Raw genomic sequence first — 19,269 nt, 5'->3', positions numbered from 1 at the left:
CCGCTCGTCAGCCGTCGTACGACAGGCCGTGCCCGGTGCGGAAGAGGACCTTGGCCGGGTCGTCGGCCCGCTGGACGGGCACGGGCAGTCGGCCGCGCGGGTCGACCCGGCCGGCGATCACCCGCGCGGCGGCGCGCAGTTCGGCCTCGGTCCAGCAGTAGCAGGCCAGGGAGGCCGGGACGCCGTCGAGGTGGGCGATGTCGTAGGGGTTGCGCACCGCGAGGTGGACGACCGGGACGCCCGTGGCGAGCAGCCGGGAGACCAGGGTGCGCTGAGTGCTGGTCGCGTCGACGTTCTCGGTGGTGACCACCACGGCATCGCGTCCCCGTGCCGCGGCCACGGCCGCGTCGATCGCCGCCGCGTCGGGGGCCCGGCCGGTGGCGAGGTGGGTGGTGCGGTAGCCCAGTTCGTCGAAGGCCCGGGCCAGTTCGGGCACGGTGGTTCGGGTCTCGTCGGTCGGGAAGGCCGGGGCGGCGCCGACCACGAGCAGCTTGCGCTGCCTGCGGCGCAGCGGGAGCGTCTCGTCCTCGTTGACCAGGAGGGTGGTGGTGCGCTCGGCGATCCGGGCGGCGGCGCGCCGGTGTCCGCGGGCGCCGACGACCCGGTCGGCCTCCCTGCGGGAGACGTAGGGGCTGCCGTCGAGTAGGCCCGCCTTGTCCTTGATCCGGAGGATGCGCAGGACCGACTCCTCGAGCCGGGACTCGGTGATCTCCCCGCTGCGCACGGCGGCCAGGACGCCGTTGTAGGCGACGGCGATGTCCGGCGGGAACAGCAGTTGGTCGGCACCGGCCTTGAGGGCGAGGACGGGCACGCGGTCGTCGCCGTACTTGGTGCGCACGCCGGTCATGTTGAGGGCATCGGTGACGATCACGCCGTCGAAGCCGAGTTCGCCGCGCAGCACGCCCTGGAGGATCGCGGGCGACAGGGTGGCCGGGTCGTTGCTGGGGTCGAGCGCGGGGACCTGGAGGTGGGCCGTCATGATCGAGTCGACGCCCGCGGCGATCGCGGCGCGGAAGGGCGGGGCGTCGATGCGCTCCCACTCCTCACGGCTGTGGGTGATCACGGGCAGTCCGGTGTGGCTGTCCTCCCCGGTGTCCCCGTGGCCCGGGAAGTGCTTGGCGCAGGCCACGACGCCGGACCGCTGGTAGCCGCTCACCTGGGCCGCCACCATGCGCGCCACGGCGCGGGGGTCGGCGCCGAAGGAGCGGACGTTGATGACGGGGTTGGCCGGGTTGACGTTCACGTCGGCGACCGGGGCGAAGTTCTGATGGATGCCCAGGGCGGCGAGTTCGGTGCCCGATATCCATCCCGCGGTGTGTGCGTCGGACAGCGAACGGCCCGCGCCGAGCGCCATGGCGGCGGGCAGCTGGGTGGCGCCGCTGCCGATGCGGACGTTGACCCCGTGTTCCTGGTCGATGGAGATCAGCGACGGGATGGGGGTGGGCAGGCCGAGCGAGGCCCGCTGCACGCCGTTGGTCAGGTCGGCGATCTGCCGGGGATCGTGGATGTTGTTCGTCCAGCCGTGGAAGTAGATGACACCGCCGATGTGGTACTTGGCGATGAGTTCGGCCACGGTGCGGACGCCGAGTTCCCTGAGGTTGCGTTCCTGGTCGTACTGGCTGGGAGAAGTCGCCGAAGCTCCGTAGAAGTACGGCACGAACAGCTGGCCGATCTTCGCCTCGACGCTCATGCGCGAGATGATCCTCTTGAGTCGCCGGTCCCGCCGGTGTGCGACCGCGGGGGTGGCCGTGACGCCCACGACGCCCGTCGCGCCCGCGGCGACTCCGGTCGCGGTGGCGAGAACGGTGCGCCTGGACAGACTCCGGTCCTGCATGCGGACATGCTCCTTCCAGCCTTGCTCATCAAGGAAGTCGAAGGAAGAGCGCAGTACTCAGTACAGCGCGAAACTAACCTGCACATGACAGGCGCGACAAGAGGTCTAGACAAAATTGGTCCGGACAAAGAGGGCCTGGCTCCCCTAGCCTGACGTCCATGGAAGAGATCAACGGGGTGGAAGTCGTCTCGTTCCCTGATGCGGCGGCCTTTGACGCATGGCTCGCCGAGCACCACACCCGCCGCGAGGGCGTGTGGGTCAAGGTGGCGAAGAAGGGGTCGGGAATCCCGTCGGTCACGGGTGACGAACTGGTCGACGTGGGGTTGTGCTGGGGGTGGATCTCGGGACAGCGCCGCGGCTCGGACGACCGGCACTACCTGCAGAAGTACGGACCGCGACGGCCCAGGAGCCTGTGGTCGCGGGTGAACGTCGAGAAGGTCGCGGCGCTGGCGGCGGCGGGCCGGATGCGCGAGCCCGGCCTCGCCGAGGTCCGGCGGGCGCAGGAGGACGGCCGCTGGGACCGCGCGTACGCGTCGCAGGCGACGGCCGTCGTCCCGGACGACCTGGCCGCGGCGCTCGCCGCGGACCCGGCGGCCCGTGCGGCGTTCGACGCGCTCGACCGGACCACCCGCTACCTCGTGATGCTCCCGCTGCTCCAGGCCACCACGCCGCAGACCCGGCGGACGCGGCTGGAGCGGGCGGTACGCGCCCTGGCCGAGGGCCGGCGGGCGGGGCGGCGCGATCCGGACGGCGGGCCCTGAGGCCCTGGTCGTCAGCAGTTCAGGGTTTGCGCGCCAGACCGGCGGCGATGAGGCGCTCCCAGACGGTGAGTTCGCGCCCGCCGTCTCCGGTGAAAGGGCTGTCCACCGCGTCAGGACGCCACAGGGGTGCGGGAACTATGCCCGGGTCGAGCAGTTCCAGGCCGTCCAGCAGGGCCGCGATCTCCTCGTCCGAGCGCCACCGGCCGCGGCCGAAGGTCTCCTGGAGGACCTTCTCGGCCTCCGCGGTCTCCGGGTTGTTGCCCGAACGGAAGTGGCTGATGAAGAAGTAGCTGCCGGACGGCACGTGGTCGCGCCAGTACCGGACGATTCCGGCCGGGTCCTCGTCGTCGTTCACATGGTGCAGGATGGCGCTGAATATGACGGCCACCGGGCGGTCGAACTCGATGAGCTTCTGCGTGTCGGGGTGCGTACGGATCCGCTCGGGTTCGCGGACGTCGACGGGGACGATGCGGGTGCCCTCGTTCTCCTCGAGCAGCGCGCGGCCGTGGACCAGCACCTGGGGGTCGGTGTCGACGTAGACGACCCGGGACGCCGGGTCGTGCTGCTGCGCGACCTGGTGGACGTTGTCGGCGGTCGGGAGACCGCTGCCCAGATCGATGAACTGCCGCACGTCGGTGGTCGTCGCGATCGTCCGGATCGCCCGGATCAGGGCCGCGCGATTCGCGAAGGCGATCGCCACCGAACCGGGAAGGTCGCGTTTGAAGACGTCACCGACCTGGCGGTCCACCGCGTAGTTGTCCTTGCCGCCCAGCAGATAGTCGTACACGCGGGCGATACTCGGTTTGGTGGAATCGATGGACGAGCCGTCTTCCTTCATGGCGTCATTCTTCCCTGCGCTTTGGCTTGTTGACCACGACTTCGGTGACAAACAACCGCAAGTGCCGTGGGCGGAGCCCTCCGCGGTCACCCGGTCGGTGCCCCCGCCCCCGGTGCCGACGGCTTCGTCGAGGACGCTCCGCTCCCTCGACCGCAGAGAGGAGGTCCTCGTGCCCTCCGTGGTGCGAGCCGGGCTCAGCTGTCCGCTCGGGTCAGTACGGATTCCAGCAGGGCGAGATCGGCCAGGATCTCGCGCTGCCGGGCGGCGCTGAGGCTCGTGGTGGTCAGGCGCTCCAGCTCCGCCCACGCGTCGTCCACCTTGTCCCGCAGCGCCAGGCTCGCCTCGGTCGCCTCGACGATCACCGCGCGCCCGTCCGTGGGTGAGGGGCGGCGCCGCACGAGGCCGGCCTTCTCCATCCGGGAGATGCTGCGCGTCATCGTCGGGGCGTCCGAATCGACGGCCGTCACGAGGTCGACCTGCCGCTGCGGCCCCTGGTCCCACAGCACCATCAGCACGAGTTCCTGCCCCGGACGCAGCCCGCTCTCCCGCAGCAGCCGGCCCGCGAGCGCCTTGTGCAGCCGGGCCACCCGGAGGATCGCGTGGCTGACCGGCCGTGCCCTGAGGGGCGCGGCCCGCTCCGTGGCGTGTTCTCGCATGCCGTGATCGTACTCCTGGGAAAAGTTGGCCGGACAAGGACCGGTCCGGGCCGCAGGAGCACGTCGTGCCGACGAGCCGACGCAGAAGCCGGTCACCGCGACCGATGAGATCGGCGCCCGCGTCCGGTCGTACCTACGACGCCGGCAGCGGAAAGAGGACTGGATCATGAAACTGACGACCGTCACGAACGTCTCCCTCGACGGAGTGACAGAGGGGCATCGGCGGATCGACATCGGAACAGGGGCGCCGGACGCGGAGGGCGGCGGCGGATTCGAGCGTTTCGGATGGGCCCCGCCGCTCCTCGACGACGCGGCCTCGGCCCTCATCTCCGGGACCTTCCAGCGCGCCGACGCGTTCCTGTTCGGCCGGCGGACCTATGAGATCTTCGCCGGCTCCTGGGGTGCGGGCATGGATCCGGGGAACCCCGTCGGCGAGGCGTTGAACAGGCGGCCGAAGTACGTCGTTTCGAACACGCTCACCGATACGCGATGGCCGGGGACCGTCGTATTGTCCGGTGACATCGCCGGCGCCGTCGAGGAGCTGAGGGCCGCGCCGGGCGGCGAGACGCAGGTCTGGGGCAGCGGCACCCTGATCCGCTGGCTGCTCGGCCACCGACTGGTGGACGAACTGGTGCTGCTCACCTATCCCGTGGTCGTCGGGCAGGGCACGCGGCTCTTCCCCGCCACCGGCCCGGACCTGGGACTCGAACTGGTCGATCTGCGGTCCACGCCGAAAGGGCTGACGATCCAGACCTACCGCACCACCGGTCGCCCGGAGTACGAGACGGACACGCCCTGAGCCCGCGAGGGCGTGCCCCTTCACCGATACGACGTCACCGGTACGACTTCTGCGACAGCCGGGCCCGTGACCCGGCGGGCCCCGCATACTGGCTGCCGTGGCCACCTATGACACGCTCGGCACGACCTACGCCAGGACACGCCTGCCGGATCCACGGATCGCCGCACAGATCCACGGCGCGCTGGGAGACGCCGCAGATGTGATCAACGTCGGCGCGGGGGCGGGTTCCTACGAGCCGCCGGGTACGGTCCTCGCCGTCGAGGCCAGCCGGGTCATGATCGCCCAGCGGCCGCAGGGCGCGGCACCGGCCGTGCAGGCGGTCGCGGAACGTCTCCCGCTTCCCTCCGCCGCGGCCGATGCCGTCATGGCACTGCTCACCATCCACCACTGGAGCGACCTGGCGGCCGGGCTGCGGGAACTGCGCAGGGTCGCCCGCCGCCGCATCGTCGTCCTGACATGGGACCAGCACGTGTTCCGGGAGCGATTCTGGCTGGTCCGCGACTATCTCCCGGAGGCCGCCGCCTTCGACGACACCCGCGCCGTCCCGGTCGACCGGTTGCTCGGCCTGCTCGGGGGCGGCCGCCAGGAGCCGGTCCGTATCCCCCACGACTGCGTCGACGGGTTCGCCGCCGCCTACTGGCGCCGCCCGCACTGCTACCTCGACCCCCAGGTGCTCGCCGGCATCTCGATGCTGGCCCAGACCGGTGACACCGCACTCGCGCCGGGACTGGCCCGGCTCGACGCCGACCTGGCGAGCGGCCGCTGGCACTCCCGCTACGCCGGCCTGCGGACGCGCGACACCATCGACGTGGGTTACCGGCTCGTCGTCTCCGAACTCTGAGCGGTGCGGTAGCGCAGGAGGACGAACCGCGAAGCGAAGGTGCGGGTCTCGACGAGTTCGAGGTCCACCCGGCGTTCGTCCCGGGGGAAGAACGGAATACCACCGCCGACCAGCACGGGGTACACGACGGCCCGGTACTCGTCGATCAGCCCCGCCGCGGCCGCCTGGGCGGCGAGCGTCGCACCACCGATCGCGATCTCGCCCTCCCCCGGCTCGGCCCGCAGCCGCTCGATCTCCTGCGCCACCCCGCCGGAGGCCAGACGGGCGGCCTTGCCCCGCACCTCGGACAAGGTGGTGGAGAACACCACCTTCGGAAGCGGATTCCACAGCGCGGCCCACTCGCGCTCCGCGTCGTCGAGCGAGCCCTCCTGCTCGGCGGTCTCCCAGTAGAGCATCGTCTCGTACAGCCGTCGTCCCAGCAGGTGGACGTCGACCCGCCGGATCTCGTCGATCCAGTGGCGGAACACCTCCGGGGCTGGCTCGGACCAGTCGAAGGAGCCGTCCGGCCCGACGATGTAGCCGTCGAGTGAGATGTTCATGGAATAGGTCACGCTGCGCATCGGCCGTCCTCCTCGGTAGTGGCCCCGACCGTACGGCGCCGCCCGGTCACCATGCGCTGATGACCGGCGCATCCGGTTCGTACCGGTGCCAGAACTCGTTGACGCGCGAGAGCCGGGCCGCGGCGGCGATGCCGTGCACGGAGGAAACCCTGCCCTCGCTCACTTCGAACGCCACGACACCCACGACCTTCTCGTCGACCACGGCGACGACGGCCGGGCTGCCGTTCACCCATGCGATGTGCATCGCGAGGGTGCCGCCCGCCAGCCGCCGCTTGGCCTGCGTGGGCTTGAAGCCGCCCTGCACGAGGGAAGCGACCCGTTCGCGTGTCCGGTACCGCAGGATCCGCGTGCTCAGTCCGGCGCCGTCCGAGACCGCCGTCACGTCGTCGGTGAGCAGCGCCACCAGCCGTTCGGTGCGCCCCGACGTGGCAGCGGCCAGGAACTCCTCGACGACCCGGCGCGCGGACGCGGGGTCGGCTTCGCCTCCGCGGTGGCGCTCGGCGGTGACCCGGGTCCGGGCCCGGTGCAGGTGCTGCTGGCTCGCGGACTCGCTGAGGTCGAGGATCCGGGCGATCTCGGCGTGGCTGTACGAGAACGCCTCGCGCAGGACGTAGACGGCACGCTCGACCGGTGAGAGACGCTCCAGCAGAATCAGTACGGCCAGGGACACCGACTCGCGCCGCTCGGCGGTGTCGGCGGGGCCGAGCATCGGGTCGCCGTCCAGCAGCGGTTCGGGCAGCCAGGCACCCGCCGCGCGCTCGTGGCGTGCCTGCGCCGAGCGGAGCCGGTCGAGGCAGAGGTTGGTGACCACCTTGGTCAGCCATGCCTCCGGCACCTCGATCCGCTCCCGGTCGGCGGCCTGCCAGCGCAGGAACGCGTCCTGCACGGCGTCCTCCGCGTCCGCAGCGGAACCGAGCAGGCGGTACGCCAGCGAGGCCAGCCGTGGCCGGCCGGCCTCGAAGCGATCGATGGCTGCGACGTCCATGCGGGACAGCCTAGGCGGCGGCCCTCACACCGGCGCGCTCGTCGGCGGCCGCCAGTCGGCGCCTGCGCTTCGGCATCCCGAAGGTCGGGTGGGCGATGCCCCACCCCGCCCCCGTGAGCACGCCCGACTTGAGCCGGGCGGCGGTCCGGCCGCGTAGGAACCAGCTCTTCGACCGGGCGTCGCCGTCCACCATCTGGAAGATCGCGTCCCGTCGTCCGAGGCTGATGTGGTTGCCGTAGTACTTCAGCCCGGTCACCGGGGCCTCTCGGCCCGTCAGGCGGGCGATGATCGCGGCGGTCGCCTGCATGTTGGTGAAGCCGGCCGAGGCGCAGGACATGGGCAGGGGCCGGCCGTTCTCTCCGATGGCGTAGGCGCTGTCACCGGCGGCGTAGATGTCCGGGTGGGAGACCGAGCGCATCGAGCCGTCGACCACGATTTGGCCGTTCTCCGCGACCTCCAGTCCGGCGGCGGCGGCGATGGGGTGCACGGCGAACCCCGCCGCCCACACGGTCGCGTCGGCCGGGACGGAGGTGCCGTCGGCCGCGACCGCCCGGCCCGGCTCGACGGCGGTGATGCGGGTGTGTTCGTGGACGGTGATGCCGAGCCGCTCGAACGCCTGCCGCAGGTGCAGGCGTGCCTTCGGGGAGAGCCAGGCACCCGGCTCCTCACGGGCGGCGAGCGCGACCGAGAGGTCGGGCCGGGATTCGGCGAACTCGGTGGCGGTCTCGATGCCGGTCAGCCCCTCGCCGACGACCAGGACGGTGCCGCCCTCCTTCAGCCCGGCGAGGTGCTCGCGCAGCCGCAGCGCGGAGGGCCGGCCCGTCACGTCGAAGGCGTGATCGGCCACGCCGGGGACTCCGTGGTGGGCGACGGAGCTGCCGAGCGCGTAGAGAAGGGTGTCGTAGGTGAGCTCGCCGTCGCCCGCCTCGTCGGTGACGGCGACGGTCCTGCGGCCGGGGTCGATGCCGGTCACCCGTGCCACGCGCAGCCGCACCCCGGTGCCCGCGAACACGTCGGCGAGCCTGCGGGAGGGGACGGCCTGTCCGGTCGCGAGCTGGTGGAGGCGCATCCGCTCGACGAAGTCGGGCACGGCGTTGACGACGGTGATGTCGGTGTCGGCCGGCGAGAGCCGACGGGCCAGGTTCCCGGCGGCGAAGGCTCCGGCGTATCCGGCACCCAGGACGACGATGCGGTGCTTCATGACACTGCTCCTGTCTCGTTCGCGTGCCCCTTGAACGAGACCGCCACGCGATTCCTGACAGCACCCGGATGTGACCCCGGTCACGGATGGGTTGTCACCCGGACGACTGGAGCATGCGGCCGCTCGGCCCACAAAGGCGCTCCGTATGCGCGTGGCCGCTGGTGGGTCGGCATACCGTCCACCCAGCCGGATGAACGCTGTGCCGCTAGTGAGTGAGGACTGTGATGGCGACCCACACCGAGCCGGTGGCTCCGGTACCCGTGGCCGAGCGCCGGGGACGGGGCCACGTGGTGGTCTCCTGGCTGACCACCACCGATCACAAGAAGATCGGCCACCTCTACCTCATCACGTCGTTCGGCTTCTTCCTGATCGGCGGCATTCTCGCCATGGCGATCCGTGCGGAGCTGGCGCGACCGGGCCTTCAGATCCTGTCCAACGAGCAGTACAACCAGGCGTTCACGATGCACGGCACGATCATGCTGCTGTTGTTCGCGACGCCGACGTTCGCCGGGTTCGCCAACGCGATCATGCCCCTGCAGATCGGGTCCCCCGACGTGGCGTTCCCCCGGCTGAACATGCTCTCGTACTGGCTGTTCGCCCTCGGCGGGCTGATCGTGATGGGCAGTTTCCTCACCCCGGACGGCTCGGCCGACTACGGGTGGACCGCCTATACGCCGCTCAGCGGCATCGACCGCACCCCTCAGATCGGCGGCGACCTGTGGATCATGGGGCTGGCGCTGGCGGGATTCGGCACGATCCTCGGCTCGGTCAACTTCATCACCACCATCATCTGCATGCGCGCCCCCGGCATGACGATGTTCCGGATGCCGATCTTCACCTGGAACGTGCTGCTCACCTCGGTTCTCGTGCTGCTGGCCTTCCCCGTGCTGGCCGCCGCCCTGCTCGCGCTGGAGGCCGACCGGAAGTTCGGCGCGCACATCTTCGACGCGGCGAACGGCGGGCCGGTCCTGTGGCAGCACCTGTTCTGGTTCTTCGGCCACCCCGAGGTCTACATTCTCGCCCTGCCGTTCTTCGGTGTGATCAGCGAGATCATCCCGGTGTTCTCCCGCAAGCCGATCTTCGGCTACATGGGTCTCGTCGGTGCCACGATCGCCATCACCGGTCTGTCCTCCACCGTCTGGGCGCATCACATGTTCGCCACCGGCGCCGTGCTGCTGCCGTTCTTCTCCTTCATGAGTTTCCTCATCGCCGTCCCGACCGGCGTGAAGTTCTTCAACTGGATCGGCACCATGTGGAAGGGCTCCCTGTCCTTCGAACCTCCCATGCTGTGGGCGATCGGATTCCTGGTCACCTTCCTCTTCGGCGGGCTGACCGGCGTGCTGATCGCCTCACCCCCGTTGGACTTCCACGTCCACGACAGCTACTTCATCGTCGCCCACTTCCACTACGTGCTGTTCGGCACGATCGTGTTCGCGATGTTCGGCGGATTCAGCTTCTGGTGGCCGAAGATGACCGGCACCATGCTCGGCACCCGTCTCGAGTACATCCACTTCTGGACCCTCTTCGTGGGCTTCCACACCACGTTCCTCATCCAGCACTGGCTCGGCGCCGAGGGCATGCCCCGCCGCTACGCCGACTACCTCCGGGCGGACGGCTTCACGGCCCTCAACACCGTGTCCTCCATCGGCGCGTTCCTGCTCGGTCTGTCGACCCTGCCCTTCCTCTACAACGTCTGGAAGACCGCGAAGACCGGACAGCGCGTCGAGGTCGACGACCCCTGGGGGTACGGACGTTCCCTGGAGTGGGCGACCTCCTGCCCACCGCCCCGGCACAACTTCGTCACCCTGCCCAAGGTCCGGTCCGAGTCGCCCGCCTTCGATCTTCACCACCCCTGGGTCTCCGGCCTGGACCAGGCGGAGACCACCGGGCAGCGCGACGCACTGGACACCGGCGGCCACAAGGGCGACCGGAGATGACCAGGGGTGACGCCCGCCGTCCGCCCGCCGACACCGCCGCGCGGCTGGGGGCCGAGGCGGAGGGCTACCTGATGGCGCGGACGCACTGGACGGAGGCGGGCCGGGAGGCGCAGAACCTGTGCGCCGCGCTGCCCTGGCTGACCGCCGCGCAGACGGAGGAACTGACGCGTCACTACATCGCCGCCCGCATCGCCGTATCGCGCCGCATGCTCGCCGCGACGGTGCAGCGGGCCGACGAACTGCGCAGTGAGTACGAGGAACGGTACGAGCAGTTGCGGCGCAGACTGCTCAGGCGCCACGCCGTGTGGGCGTGCTGCCTGCTGGGCTGCGCGGCCGGTGTCGGCTCCTTGTCCGTCGCGGTGGCGCGCTGACCGCGGGGGGCGGGGGCGCCGCGCGGGTTCCGGCCGCCGCCGAGCGGCCCGAGCGGCGCGGGTCGCTGGTGGTGTGCGCGGTCATCGGTGCCGCGGTCATGGCCGCGGTGGACGAGATCGTGTTCCATCAGCTCCTGGGCTGGCACCACTTCTACGACCGCTCCACCCCCGGTGTGGGCCTGCTGTCGGACGGACTGCTGCACACCGCCGAACTACTGGCCCTGGTGGCCGGGTTCTTCCTCTTCGCGGATCTGCGGCGGCGCCGTGCCCTGGCCCCGGCTCATGCCTGGGCCGGGTTCTTCCTGGGCACGGGGCTCTTCCGGCTGTTCGACGGGGTCGTGGACCACAAACTGCTGCGCGTCCACCAGATCCGGTACGGCGTGGATCTCGCCCCCTATGACTGGGCGTGGAACCTCGGGGGCCTGGTGCTGCTGGTGACCGGGGTGGCGCTCGCCCTCCGTGCCGGCCGGTCCGGCGCGGTGTCGTGACCGCGGCCCACGCGCACCACGGCCCCGGGCCGGCCGGGGTGGTCACGGCGGTGGCCGCACTGCTGGCGGCCGTCCCCTATCTCGCGGCGGCGGTGCGCTTGCGGCGCCGCGGGGACGTCTGGCCCCGGTGGCGCGACGCGTCGTTCACCGCCGGAAGTGTGTGCCTGGCCTGGGCGGCGGTGGGATCGCCGCCGGGCGGTCCGTTCACCGCCCACATGGTGCGGCACCTGACCGTCGGCATGACGGCCCCGCTGCTGCTCGTCCTCGCGCGTCCCCTGACACTGGCCCTGCACGCGCTGCCACCCGGTGCCGCGCGCGGCCCTCGCCCTGGTCACCGCGGCCGGCTACCTCACCGGCGGCGCGGTGCAGGCGCGCAGACTGAGCACGAAGTGAGCGAGGCCCGCGACCGCGAGAACCGCTTCTTCCCGCTGGAGCGCACCATGGAGGGGATCCTGACGGACGATGTGGCCATGATCGCGATCGACCGACTGCCGTGAGGAGGTTACGTGGCGGACCGGGTCTTCACCATCGGGCACTCGACACGCGATTTCGACGAGGTGCTCGGCATGCTGCGCGGGAACGGGGTCACCTGTCTGGTCGACGTCCGGTCCTTCCCTTCGTCCAGGAAGTACCCGCAGTGGAACCGGTCGGCCATCGCCGAGAACCTGCCCCCCGACATCTCGTACCGCTGGATCCGCGAGCTGGGGGGCCGTCGTCATACGCCCAAGGACGTGCCGAGCGTGAACCGGGCGTGGCGGGTCAAGGCCTTCCGTGACTACGCCGACCACATGTCCACCGAGGAGTTCGCGAAAGGGCTGGCGGAACTGCGGGCACTGGCCCGGCACGAACGGCCCGCGATCATGTGCAGCGAGGCGGTGCCGTGGCGGTGTCACCGGCGGCTGATCACGGACGCGTTGATCGTCTCCGGTGTGGAGGTCGTCCACATCATGTCGCCCACGTCGTCGAAGCCTGCCGAACTCAATCCCCACGCCCGGGTCGGCGACGGCACGCTGACCTATCCCTCACCCGACTGATGCGCGGCGTCGGCCCGGCCGGCATCGGCGAGCGGAGCGTAGGAGAACCTGTGTCCGGCGAAGTCCGCCATGCGCACGTACCCGAGGCGTTGGTAGAGGGCGTTGCTGGTGGGGTTGGCAGGGTCGGTGAACAGGACGACGTCCGCCGCTCCCGCGGCCAGCGCCGCTCTGCTCACCTCGGCCGTGACGGCGCCCGCATAGCCGTGGCCCCGGAAGCGGACCGGGGTGTAGACGGGGTCCACGCGGACCATGCCGCCGGTGTTCGACGTCATGGCCCCCATGGAGACGGGGGTGCCGTCCGGGGTCTCCCAGAAGGTGAAGTGCCGGTCGCCGAAGCGCGAGTCGTCCCAGGCACCGGCGTCGATCAGGTCGATCGAGCGCTGTTCCCCGACCTCGACGCAGAACTCCCGGCACCAGCGGATGACGTGCTCACGGTCCTCTGCGCCGGTACGACGGCCCCGGCCCTCCGGTCGTGGCCGCGGCGGAGTGAGGGTACCGAGGCGGTACAGGTGGGTCCGCCAGAAGGCGGCCTGCGCCGCGCCGGTGTGCCGCTGCCAGGACTCGGCGAAGGCGCCGGCGGTGCCGTGGTCCGCTATGACGTGGGAGGGGCGCTGCCCGAGGCGCACCAGGTGGGCCGCGAGGGTGTCGGCCCGGGGCGCGGAGAGAGGGGTGAGGCCCAGGCGGCCCCCGAGCGTCGCGTAGCAGACCGCGCGGACCTCGCCGTCCTGCTCGAGCCTGCCGAGGAGGGTTGCTTCGGGGCCGAGCGGGTGTGCCGTGCCGGTGCGCAGCTTCTCGATGTCCGTGAGGACCGTGTTGTGCAGGGCGGGGCGCGAGCGGAGGAAGTGCCCGGCCCGATCGAGAAAGCCGTCGATGTCGTGGGTGAAGTGCCAGTCGTCCGGGAGCATGCTTCATGATCCCTGATCCCTGATGCCGGGTGACCCACTGGAACAGGCCGGGGCCCGGGCGGAGGCGGGCCTCCGCCCTGGTGGGGGGAGGCCCGCGGTACGGGCGGTGGGAGTGGGTGGCCCGGCCCCGGTCCTACTTGAGGTGGCGGTCGAAGAACCGGTTGCCGTCCTCGACCTCGAACCACGGGGTGCCGGTGTGTCCGCCGAGGTTGGCGTGCAGCGTCTTCTCTTCTGTGCCGAAGGCGTCGAACAGGTCCAGGGCCCGCTGCCGGGGGTTGCCCTCGTCGTCCCACTGGAGCAGGAACAGCAGCGGGACGGTCACGTGCCGGGCCTCCTCGCGCTGGGCGCGGGGCACATAGCCCCCGGCGAAGAAGCCGGCGGCCGCGATCCGCGGCTCGACCGCCGCCAGCCGGATACCGACGGCGGTCCACCCGGAGTACCCGACCGGGCCGTCGATCTCCGGCAGCGTGAGGAGGGCGTCCAGCGTGGTCCGCCATTCCGGGACCGCCCTGTCGACCAGCGGGCCGACGAGGGACTCGAAGAGGTCGTCGGCCGGCTCGCCGGCTTGCAGCGCCCGGCGGAGTGCCGCGCGGGCCCGTTCGTCGGCGGCCGAGCGGGGCCGGTCGCCGCACCCGGCGCTGTCGATGGCGGCCACCGCGTAGCCGTGCGCCGCGGACCGGCGGGCCCGGGCCACCAGGCGGGGGTCCCGCTTGGGCAGGCCGTTGTTGTGGGCCGTGAGGATCAGCGGCGCGGGCGCGGTTGCGGGCGTCCACAGGGTGCCGGGGATCTCGCCGAGGGTGAATTCGCGTTCGAGGACGTCGCCGTCGAGGCGGTGTCCGGAGGTGAAGCGCATGATCGTGCCTTCCGGGAGTGCTCTGGAACGGCGCTCCCGGACGGCTCAGGGCTTACCGTCCGACCGTGACCCCGGAGGGGAGCACCCATGTCGAAACGTTCACGGGTACCACCTCCTCGTCGTCGTGCACGGCCACCGGGAAGGTAGCAGGGGCGGCCGTGGTGCGCCCAGCGATTTTCGGCACCCGCGGCCGCGCCCAACTCGTCGTCCGCGCCTACGCAACCGGTTTGGCCACTCCACGCACCCGCTGACGGGGCGCACGCCCGTGTCATGCCCGCCGATGCCGTGGTGGCCGTGGTTGATTTGGGCTCGTGATCAGCAAGGTTCGCGCCCGTGTTCTGCCGGCCTCCCAGCGTCGCTCACTGGACGAACTGGCCGAGGACCTGGACCTGTCGTCCGGGGACACCACCTCCAAGCGTTCGGCCTTCTGGACCATGCTGACGCTGTCCTCGGCCATCGCGGCCGCCGGGGTGCTGACGGACTCGACGGCCACCGTGATCGGCGCGATGATCATCGCGCCGCTGTCGACGCCGATCATGGGCGTCGCGCTGGGCTCCGTGCAGCGCCGACGCACCGGATCGGCCCGGGTCGTCCTCTTCGGTGCCGCCCTGGTGATCGCGATCGGCATGGCGTTCTCGACGGTCCTCCCGAGCGGCTACGATCTGCTGTCCAACAGCCAGATCGCCTCACGGACGTCGCCGGGGCTGATGGACCTGGTGGCCGCGCTGGCGACCGGTCTCGCCGGCGCGGTGGCTCTGGCCCGGCGGGACGTCGCCGCCGTCCTTCCCGGGGTGGCGATCGCCATTTCGCTGGTTCCGCCGCTGGTGGTGACCGGGGTGTGTCTGGGCCGGCTGTCGGGCTGGCTCGCGCTCGGCGCGCTGGTGCTCTTCGTCTCCAACCTCTTCGCGCTGGTCTTCGGCGGGATGGTGGTCTTCGCCGCCCTCGGCTACGGCGCCGAGGACGGCGCGACGGCCGGACGGCCCGCCCGGCGGAGCTATGTCGCCATGGCCGTGCTGTTCGCCGCGGTGGTCATCCCGCTGACGGCCAACACCGTGGTGACGCTGCTGCTCAACTCCTGGACCCACCGGGCGAAGCATGCGGCACAGCAGTGGCTCGCCGACGAGCCGGGCGCGTCCGTCACCCGTGTGGACGCGGCATCCCGGACCCTGCACATCCACATCCGCACACCGGGCGAGATCCCTCCGCTTCCGCTGCTGCTCGACCGGCTCGAGGGACAGGTCCCGGACGGCGTCCCCGTCGTGGTGGACGTGGTGCGTGGCCGGCGCACCGACGCGGGGACGGTCGGCGACTAGTCATCCGGTGCCGGGGTCCTCGCCGAGGAGGACCAGTTGGCGGTGGACGGCGGCGGTCACCCTGGGCTCGTCGTCGGTGGCGAGCAGGTCGAGCAGGGCGCCGCGCAGGACCGCGAGGGTCAGCGTGCGGCGGACGGCGCCGTCCGCGGTCCCCCGTTCGGGGGGCGGCTGGCAGGCCGCCAGAACGTCGAGCCAGTCGGTGACGGTGGCCCGGGCGAAACCCGCCCAGGGGCCGTCCGGCTCGACGAGGGAGCGGGCGTATGCCTCGGCCCACAGGCGCAGCAGCGGGCGGTGCTCTGCGGCCGCGAGCCACTGCCACACCTGCTCCGCTGCCGCGCGCAGCCCCACGGGGCGGCCGGCCCGCCGCAGCCGCGCCAGGAGCGTGAGCTCGTCGGCGCGGGCCCGCTCCAGGAGCGCCCGTACGAGTCCGTCCTTGTTGCCGAACAGGAACATCAGCACGCGCGTGCTGGAGCCGACGGCCTCGGCCAGGGGACGCAGCGACAGATCGGCCAGTCCGTGCGTGAGCACATACCGGTAGGAGGCCTCGAGGAGTTCGGTCCGGCGGGCGGAGGGGTTTGCGGTTCTCGGGGACACGCGCCTAGCCTAAAGGGACTGACACGACCGTGTCAGTAACCGATTGCGACACATCACTGCGGAGAGTGCTCGATGTGCGAGGAAGCCGATGAGCGGCGGATCCGGATCCGCCGTGCGGACCGGGCCGGCGACCTGGGCTGGGTCGTCATGGCCCACGGCGAGCTCTACGAGCGGCAGTTCGGCTGGAACACCGACTTCGAGGCCCTGGTCGCCAGGATCGTCGCCGACTACGCCACGGCGCACTCCCCGGCCACGGAAGCCGCGTGGATCGCGGAGGTCGACGGCGAACGCGCGGGCTGCGTCCTCCTCGTCGCCGGCGACCGGCCCGAGGAGGCCAGGCTGCGGGTCCTGCTCGTCACCCCGGACGCCCGGGGCCTCGGACTCGGCACCCGGCTCGTCCGGCAGTCCCTCTCCTTCGCCCGCGAGGCCGGCTACCGGCGGGTGACGCTGTGGACCAACGACAACCTGGTGTCCGCGCGCAGGATCTACGAGGGCTTCGGGTTCGTCCTCGTCGACGAAGCACCCCACCACAGCTTCGGCCACGATCTCACCAGCCAGACCTGGACCCTGGACCTCCAGGGGACAACGGCACGCTGAGCGCCGCCCACGATGGCTGTCCTGGCAGGACTCAGACGTCGGGGACCTTCAGCCTGTCCCAGCTGAGACGGCCGGGGACGCCGTCGGCGGCGGGCCCCTCGAAGCCGAGCTTCTGCTGCCAGGCCGCATACGACCGCACGTCGCCCGCTCCCCACACGTCGATGCCGGTGTGGGACGTGTACCGGTCGCAGTCCTCGGCGACGAGCCGCCCGTGCATGTGCGCGATGACCGGCGACCTGCGCCCGCTCCGGAAGAACGACGTGCCGGGGAACGGCTCGAACCGGGGCTCCGCGGAAGGGGGTTCGGGGGGCACGGAGGCGAACGCCGGCCAGGAGCCGGGGTCGACGTGGTCGTTCTCCGGGACATGGGCGTGGGCGTACCACCCGCCCTCGGCCTTCCACCGGTCTGCCGGACATGTGTTGCGGGACAGGGACGTCGGGCGGCCCATGGGCCACACGTCCGGTACGTCCCAGGAGCTGATCCATGCGTGGAGGTCGTCCCACCCCCTGCAAGGGGTGTCGACCAGCCTCGCGAACACATGGCCGCCGACGCGGCAGTGTGGGAATAACAGGGCCTCGATCTGGATGACGGCCTTGCCGGCCCGGTTGGTACGCGTGCCACCGGGTGCGTCGGCCAGGGCTTTGCTGCGTGAGGTGGCCGGGAAGAACTGCGCGAACGCCCCGGTGAAGGGGTCCCAGAGGACGTGCGGGGCCCGGCCCTTGCCGCTGCCGGTGAAGAATCCCTTGAGGTTGGCGAACGGAACCAGATCCAGGGGCGCTTGGGCTGTGGCCTCCCGGTCCGCCGTGATGTGCGCGATCGCCTTCGCCGGAAACGCGGTGTCGCACGGGGCGTGGTCGCCGACGTCCGCCCTGAGCGCTCGAGGCATCCATGGCTGGGGCATGACGGCCCCCTTCGCTGGTCGCACCCCCGACGGGCACCCCCTCTTCCCACGATGCGTCCGGTGCCTCGTTTCCGCACGTCGTAGCGTTTGCCGCCCCCTCCCCAGCGTCGTAGCGTGGTGTGAAGAGGGCCTGGTGTCAGCGTGGTTCGTGGCCACCGCCCTTCTCTCGCCCTTCGTGTTCTCTGCCCCCGCGCGGTTCGCTCGAGCCCCCTGCCCGGTCGGCGGTATGCCGCCGTCGTGCCGGAGGAAGAGGAGAGGACGATGGCCGAAAACCGAAAGCGGCGGGGGTCCGCGGTGATGAGGGCGGTGAGTTCGGGCACCCGCGTGTCCCGGCTGCGTGCCCTCCGCGCGGCAGGCGCTTCACTGCTCGCCGCGGCGCTGGCGCTGCCGGCCGGTCTGTCCGTCGCGGCGGCGGACACCTCCGGTGCCGACGCGGGGACGTCGGGCGTGCCGGCTCGGACCACGGACGCCCCGCCGTCTCCCCCGCCCACGGAACCGACCGGGCCGACGGAACCGGACACGCCTTCCCCCTCCCCCTCGGAGGACTCCCCAGCGCCCGGTTCGGACGAACCGACGGACCCCACGACTTCGCCCTCCTCGCCGGCGGACGAGACCTCCGGCACCACGCGGCCGACGGACTCCGACACCACTGGGGGCCGAACACCCGAACCCACTCAGGAGCAGGGTGCGGCCGCCGACCGGACGACGGCGGCCCTCTCCGAGATGAAGGAACGCGTCCCGGAGGAGCTCGTGGGGACCGTGGACGCGCTGATCGACATCGTCGCCGCAACCGACAGTGCGGAGACACTGCCCCAGGACCGGCAGGGCGTCATCGAGAGCGCGGAACATCTGTCCACCGCGCTGAACGTCATCAGTGACCCGGACACCCCTGCCGAGTTGCGCGAAGAGCTGACCGCCGTCGTCAAGGAGGTCACGTCGTCACTCGAAGCCTTCAGTGACCCCGAGGTACCGCCCGAAGAACGGTCCACGCTCATTCTGGTGACCAAACGGACGACATCCTTGCTGGATGTCATCTGCGATCCTGAGACACCGCCGGACGTCCGGGACGCGCTGATCGCGTCACTGAGGAACACGAACGAGGCCGCGTCGCATTTCCACCACGCGAGGGCCAACGGCAACACACCCGCGAGCGACCGTCCCTCACAGAGTCCGGGCACGCAGCGGAAAACCCAACGAACCCTGGTGTGGGTGAGCTCCTCCTCCGACATCATGCACGACCAAAGGACGCCGGACGACGCACGAGAACAGCTCGCCGAGACCACGGAGCAGGTCAGCGCCCTGCTGAAGAAGATCAGCGACCCGGCGACGTCACAACAGGACCGGTCCGAGGCGGAGAAGGAGCTCGATGAGAAGACCTCCCGGATGAAGGACCAGCAGGAGGATGCCGCCGACGCCCAGAAGCGGGCGAAGGAATCACTCGGCAAGGCCGCCGCCCTCTGCACCAGCGCCGTCTTCGAAACCGCCGGCGAGGCCGAGCTCATGGACGGTCTCGCGGAGCTGGTTCCCGCACAGTGGGAGGACGAAGGGGTCAAGGACTTCTGGAAGGCGGAGGAGAAGAGCGACGAGACGCTCGACGTCATCGCCCAGCTCCGGAGCAACGAGCAGGCCCATGGCCCGTTCGAGGTGGTGCCGCTCATCACCGCACTCGCCGAGGTCGTACCGCGCGACGAACTGTACGGAAGCATGGGAGGGGCCGCCCTCTACTGCCGGCAGACCGCCCAGTATCTCGACGACGCGGGCGTGACCGTGAGCAACTGGCTCGCGCGGGGCGGTGAGTGAC

The 19,269-nt window shown here is 71.2% G+C and carries 21 protein-coding genes; 11 read left to right on the top strand and 10 right to left on the bottom strand.

Annotated elements, in window-relative coordinates; translation table 11 throughout:
* Positions 1 to 7 precede the first annotated feature (7 nt).
* Complete coding sequence (locus AC5L3C_RS36775; protein WP_493653492.1) at positions 8 to 1,834, bottom strand: glycoside hydrolase family 3 protein; 1,827 nt, start codon at positions 1,832 to 1,834, stop codon at positions 8 to 10.
* A gap of 158 nt (positions 1,835 to 1,992) precedes the next feature.
* Here AC5L3C_RS36775 and AC5L3C_RS36770 point away from each other — a divergent pair, with 158 nt between their 5' ends.
* Positions 1,993 to 2,595 (top strand): YdeI/OmpD-associated family protein, encoded by a 603-nt coding sequence (locus tag AC5L3C_RS36770; RefSeq protein ID WP_493653491.1) that lies wholly within the window; start codon positions 1,993 to 1,995, stop codon positions 2,593 to 2,595.
* 19 nt (positions 2,596 to 2,614) lie between these two features.
* Here the strand turns inward: AC5L3C_RS36770 and AC5L3C_RS36765 are convergent, their stop codons facing one another.
* Positions 2,615 to 3,433, bottom strand: a complete 819-nt coding sequence (locus AC5L3C_RS36765) for an SAM-dependent methyltransferase (protein WP_493653489.1) — start codon at positions 3,431 to 3,433, stop codon at positions 2,615 to 2,617.
* Between the two features lie 194 nt (positions 3,434 to 3,627).
* On the bottom strand, positions 3,628 to 4,089 hold the full coding sequence (locus AC5L3C_RS36760; protein WP_493653487.1) for a MarR family winged helix-turn-helix transcriptional regulator: 462 nt from the start codon (positions 4,087 to 4,089) through the stop codon (positions 3,628 to 3,630).
* A 166-nt stretch (positions 4,090 to 4,255) separates the two neighbouring features.
* On the opposite strand from AC5L3C_RS36760, the gene AC5L3C_RS36755 reads away from it, so the two are divergent.
* A complete protein-coding gene (locus AC5L3C_RS36755; RefSeq protein WP_493653486.1) occupies positions 4,256 to 4,888 on the top strand; it encodes a dihydrofolate reductase family protein in 633 nt (210 codons plus the stop codon).
* Positions 4,889 to 4,985: 97 nt separating this feature from the next.
* Entirely contained in the window at positions 4,986 to 5,729 is a 744-nt protein-coding gene (locus AC5L3C_RS36750) for a methyltransferase domain-containing protein (protein ID WP_493653485.1), read from the top strand.
* On the opposite strand, the gene AC5L3C_RS36745 is transcribed toward AC5L3C_RS36750, so the two are convergent.
* The 3 genes from AC5L3C_RS36745 to AC5L3C_RS36735 are packed head-to-tail and all read right to left on the bottom strand — an operon-like array spanning position 5,702 to position 8,475.
* Positions 5,702 to 6,289 carry a dihydrofolate reductase family protein gene (locus tag AC5L3C_RS36745; protein WP_493653483.1) on the bottom strand — a complete coding sequence of 196 codons (588 nt, stop codon included), beginning with the start codon at positions 6,287 to 6,289 and terminating at the stop codon, positions 5,702 to 5,704. The genes AC5L3C_RS36750 and AC5L3C_RS36745 overlap by 28 nt on opposite strands.
* A gap of 46 nt (positions 6,290 to 6,335) precedes the next feature.
* Positions 6,336 to 7,274 (bottom strand): sigma-70 family RNA polymerase sigma factor, encoded by a 939-nt coding sequence (locus tag AC5L3C_RS36740; RefSeq protein WP_493653481.1) that lies wholly within the window; start codon positions 7,272 to 7,274, stop codon positions 6,336 to 6,338.
* A 10-nt stretch (positions 7,275 to 7,284) separates the two neighbouring features.
* On the bottom strand, positions 7,285 to 8,475 hold the full coding sequence (locus AC5L3C_RS36735) for an NAD(P)/FAD-dependent oxidoreductase (protein ID WP_493653479.1): 1,191 nt from the start codon (positions 8,473 to 8,475) through the stop codon (positions 7,285 to 7,287).
* Between the two features lie 224 nt (positions 8,476 to 8,699).
* Between AC5L3C_RS36735 and ctaD the strand changes: the two genes are divergently transcribed.
* From ctaD to AC5L3C_RS36710, 5 genes are all read left to right on the top strand, one after another.
* Positions 8,700 to 10,412, top strand: coding sequence for an aa3-type cytochrome oxidase subunit I (ctaD, locus tag AC5L3C_RS36730; protein WP_493653478.1), 1,713 nt, complete (start codon positions 8,700 to 8,702; stop codon positions 10,410 to 10,412).
* Positions 10,409 to 10,783 carry a hypothetical protein gene (locus tag AC5L3C_RS36725; RefSeq protein WP_493653476.1) on the top strand — a complete coding sequence of 125 codons (375 nt, stop codon included), beginning with the start codon at positions 10,409 to 10,411 and terminating at the stop codon, positions 10,781 to 10,783. Before ctaD ends, AC5L3C_RS36725 begins: the two co-directional genes overlap by 4 nt.
* Positions 10,784 to 10,848: 65 nt before the next feature.
* Positions 10,849 to 11,271 (top strand): DUF2243 domain-containing protein, encoded by a 423-nt coding sequence (locus AC5L3C_RS36720; RefSeq protein ID WP_493654186.1) that lies wholly within the window; start codon positions 10,849 to 10,851, stop codon positions 11,269 to 11,271.
* A complete protein-coding gene (locus AC5L3C_RS36715; protein ID WP_493653475.1) occupies positions 11,268 to 11,768 on the top strand; it encodes a cytochrome c oxidase assembly protein in 501 nt (166 codons plus the stop codon). The genes AC5L3C_RS36720 and AC5L3C_RS36715 overlap by 4 nt, the downstream gene beginning before the upstream one ends.
* 9 nt (positions 11,769 to 11,777) lie before the next feature.
* Positions 11,778 to 12,305, top strand: coding sequence for a DUF488 domain-containing protein (locus AC5L3C_RS36710; protein ID WP_493653473.1), 528 nt, complete (start codon positions 11,778 to 11,780; stop codon positions 12,303 to 12,305).
* Here AC5L3C_RS36710 and AC5L3C_RS36705 read toward each other — a convergent pair.
* Complete coding sequence (locus AC5L3C_RS36705) at positions 12,287 to 13,210, bottom strand: GNAT family N-acetyltransferase (protein ID WP_493653472.1); 924 nt, start codon at positions 13,208 to 13,210, stop codon at positions 12,287 to 12,289. The genes AC5L3C_RS36710 and AC5L3C_RS36705 overlap by 19 nt on opposite strands.
* Before the next feature lie 133 nt (positions 13,211 to 13,343).
* Complete coding sequence (locus AC5L3C_RS36700) at positions 13,344 to 14,063, bottom strand: dienelactone hydrolase family protein (RefSeq protein ID WP_493653470.1); 720 nt, start codon at positions 14,061 to 14,063, stop codon at positions 13,344 to 13,346.
* A gap of 311 nt (positions 14,064 to 14,374) precedes the next feature.
* Here AC5L3C_RS36700 and AC5L3C_RS36695 point away from each other — a divergent pair, with 311 nt between their 5' ends.
* A complete protein-coding gene (locus tag AC5L3C_RS36695; protein ID WP_493653469.1) occupies positions 14,375 to 15,376 on the top strand; it encodes a DUF389 domain-containing protein in 1,002 nt (333 codons plus the stop codon).
* Here the strand turns inward: AC5L3C_RS36695 and AC5L3C_RS36690 are convergent, their stop codons facing one another.
* On the bottom strand, positions 15,377 to 15,970 hold the full coding sequence (locus AC5L3C_RS36690) for a TetR/AcrR family transcriptional regulator (RefSeq protein WP_493653468.1): 594 nt from the start codon (positions 15,968 to 15,970) through the stop codon (positions 15,377 to 15,379).
* 72 nt (positions 15,971 to 16,042) lie between these two features.
* Here AC5L3C_RS36690 and AC5L3C_RS36685 point away from each other — a divergent pair, with 72 nt between their 5' ends.
* On the top strand, positions 16,043 to 16,567 hold the full coding sequence (locus tag AC5L3C_RS36685; RefSeq protein ID WP_493653467.1) for a GNAT family N-acetyltransferase: 525 nt from the start codon (positions 16,043 to 16,045) through the stop codon (positions 16,565 to 16,567).
* A 31-nt stretch (positions 16,568 to 16,598) separates the two neighbouring features.
* Here AC5L3C_RS36685 and AC5L3C_RS36680 read toward each other — a convergent pair whose 3' ends face one another.
* The gene (locus AC5L3C_RS36680) at positions 16,599 to 17,468 is read right to left on the bottom strand and encodes a peptidoglycan-binding protein (protein WP_493653465.1); all 870 of its coding nucleotides are present in this window, start codon (positions 17,466 to 17,468) and stop codon (positions 16,599 to 16,601) included.
* Between the two features lie 261 nt (positions 17,469 to 17,729).
* Between AC5L3C_RS36680 and AC5L3C_RS36675 the strand changes: the two genes are divergently transcribed.
* Positions 17,730 to 19,268, top strand: a complete 1,539-nt coding sequence (locus AC5L3C_RS36675; RefSeq protein ID WP_493653464.1) for a hypothetical protein — start codon at positions 17,730 to 17,732, stop codon at positions 19,266 to 19,268.
* Position 19,269 lies beyond the last annotated feature (1 nt).

The sequence above is a fragment of the Streptomyces speibonae genome, assembly GCF_984686075.1.
Note: the sequence above shows the minus strand (reverse complement) of the source record. Positions and strands in the feature narration are given on the sequence as shown.

Coding starts and splice junctions, on each gene's coding strand:
- AC5L3C_RS36775 (WP_493653492.1), bottom strand. CDS start 1,834: ATGCAGGACCGGAGTCTGTCCAGGCGCACCGTTCTCGCCACCGCGACC.
- AC5L3C_RS36770 (WP_493653491.1), top strand. CDS start 1,993: ATGGAAGAGATCAACGGGGTGGAAGTCGTCTCGTTCCCTGATGCGGCG.
- AC5L3C_RS36765 (WP_493653489.1), bottom strand. CDS start 3,433: ATGAAGGAAGACGGCTCGTCCATCGATTCCACCAAACCGAGTATCGCC.
- AC5L3C_RS36760 (WP_493653487.1), bottom strand. CDS start 4,089: ATGCGAGAACACGCCACGGAGCGGGCCGCGCCCCTCAGGGCACGGCCG.
- AC5L3C_RS36755 (WP_493653486.1), top strand. CDS start 4,256: ATGAAACTGACGACCGTCACGAACGTCTCCCTCGACGGAGTGACAGAG.
- AC5L3C_RS36745 (WP_493653483.1), bottom strand. CDS start 6,289: ATGCGCAGCGTGACCTATTCCATGAACATCTCACTCGACGGCTACATC.
- AC5L3C_RS36740 (WP_493653481.1), bottom strand. CDS start 7,274: ATGGACGTCGCAGCCATCGATCGCTTCGAGGCCGGCCGGCCACGGCTG.
- AC5L3C_RS36735 (WP_493653479.1), bottom strand. CDS start 8,475: ATGAAGCACCGCATCGTCGTCCTGGGTGCCGGATACGCCGGAGCCTTC.
- ctaD (WP_493653478.1), top strand. CDS start 8,700: ATGGCGACCCACACCGAGCCGGTGGCTCCGGTACCCGTGGCCGAGCGC.
- AC5L3C_RS36725 (WP_493653476.1), top strand. CDS start 10,409: ATGACCAGGGGTGACGCCCGCCGTCCGCCCGCCGACACCGCCGCGCGG.
- AC5L3C_RS36705 (WP_493653472.1), bottom strand. CDS start 13,210: ATGCTCCCGGACGACTGGCACTTCACCCACGACATCGACGGCTTTCTC.
- AC5L3C_RS36700 (WP_493653470.1), bottom strand. CDS start 14,063: ATGCGCTTCACCTCCGGACACCGCCTCGACGGCGACGTCCTCGAACGC.
- AC5L3C_RS36685 (WP_493653467.1), top strand. CDS start 16,043: ATGTGCGAGGAAGCCGATGAGCGGCGGATCCGGATCCGCCGTGCGGAC.
- AC5L3C_RS36680 (WP_493653465.1), bottom strand. CDS start 17,468: ATGCCCCAGCCATGGATGCCTCGAGCGCTCAGGGCGGACGTCGGCGAC.
- AC5L3C_RS36675 (WP_493653464.1), top strand. CDS start 17,730: ATGGCCGAAAACCGAAAGCGGCGGGGGTCCGCGGTGATGAGGGCGGTG.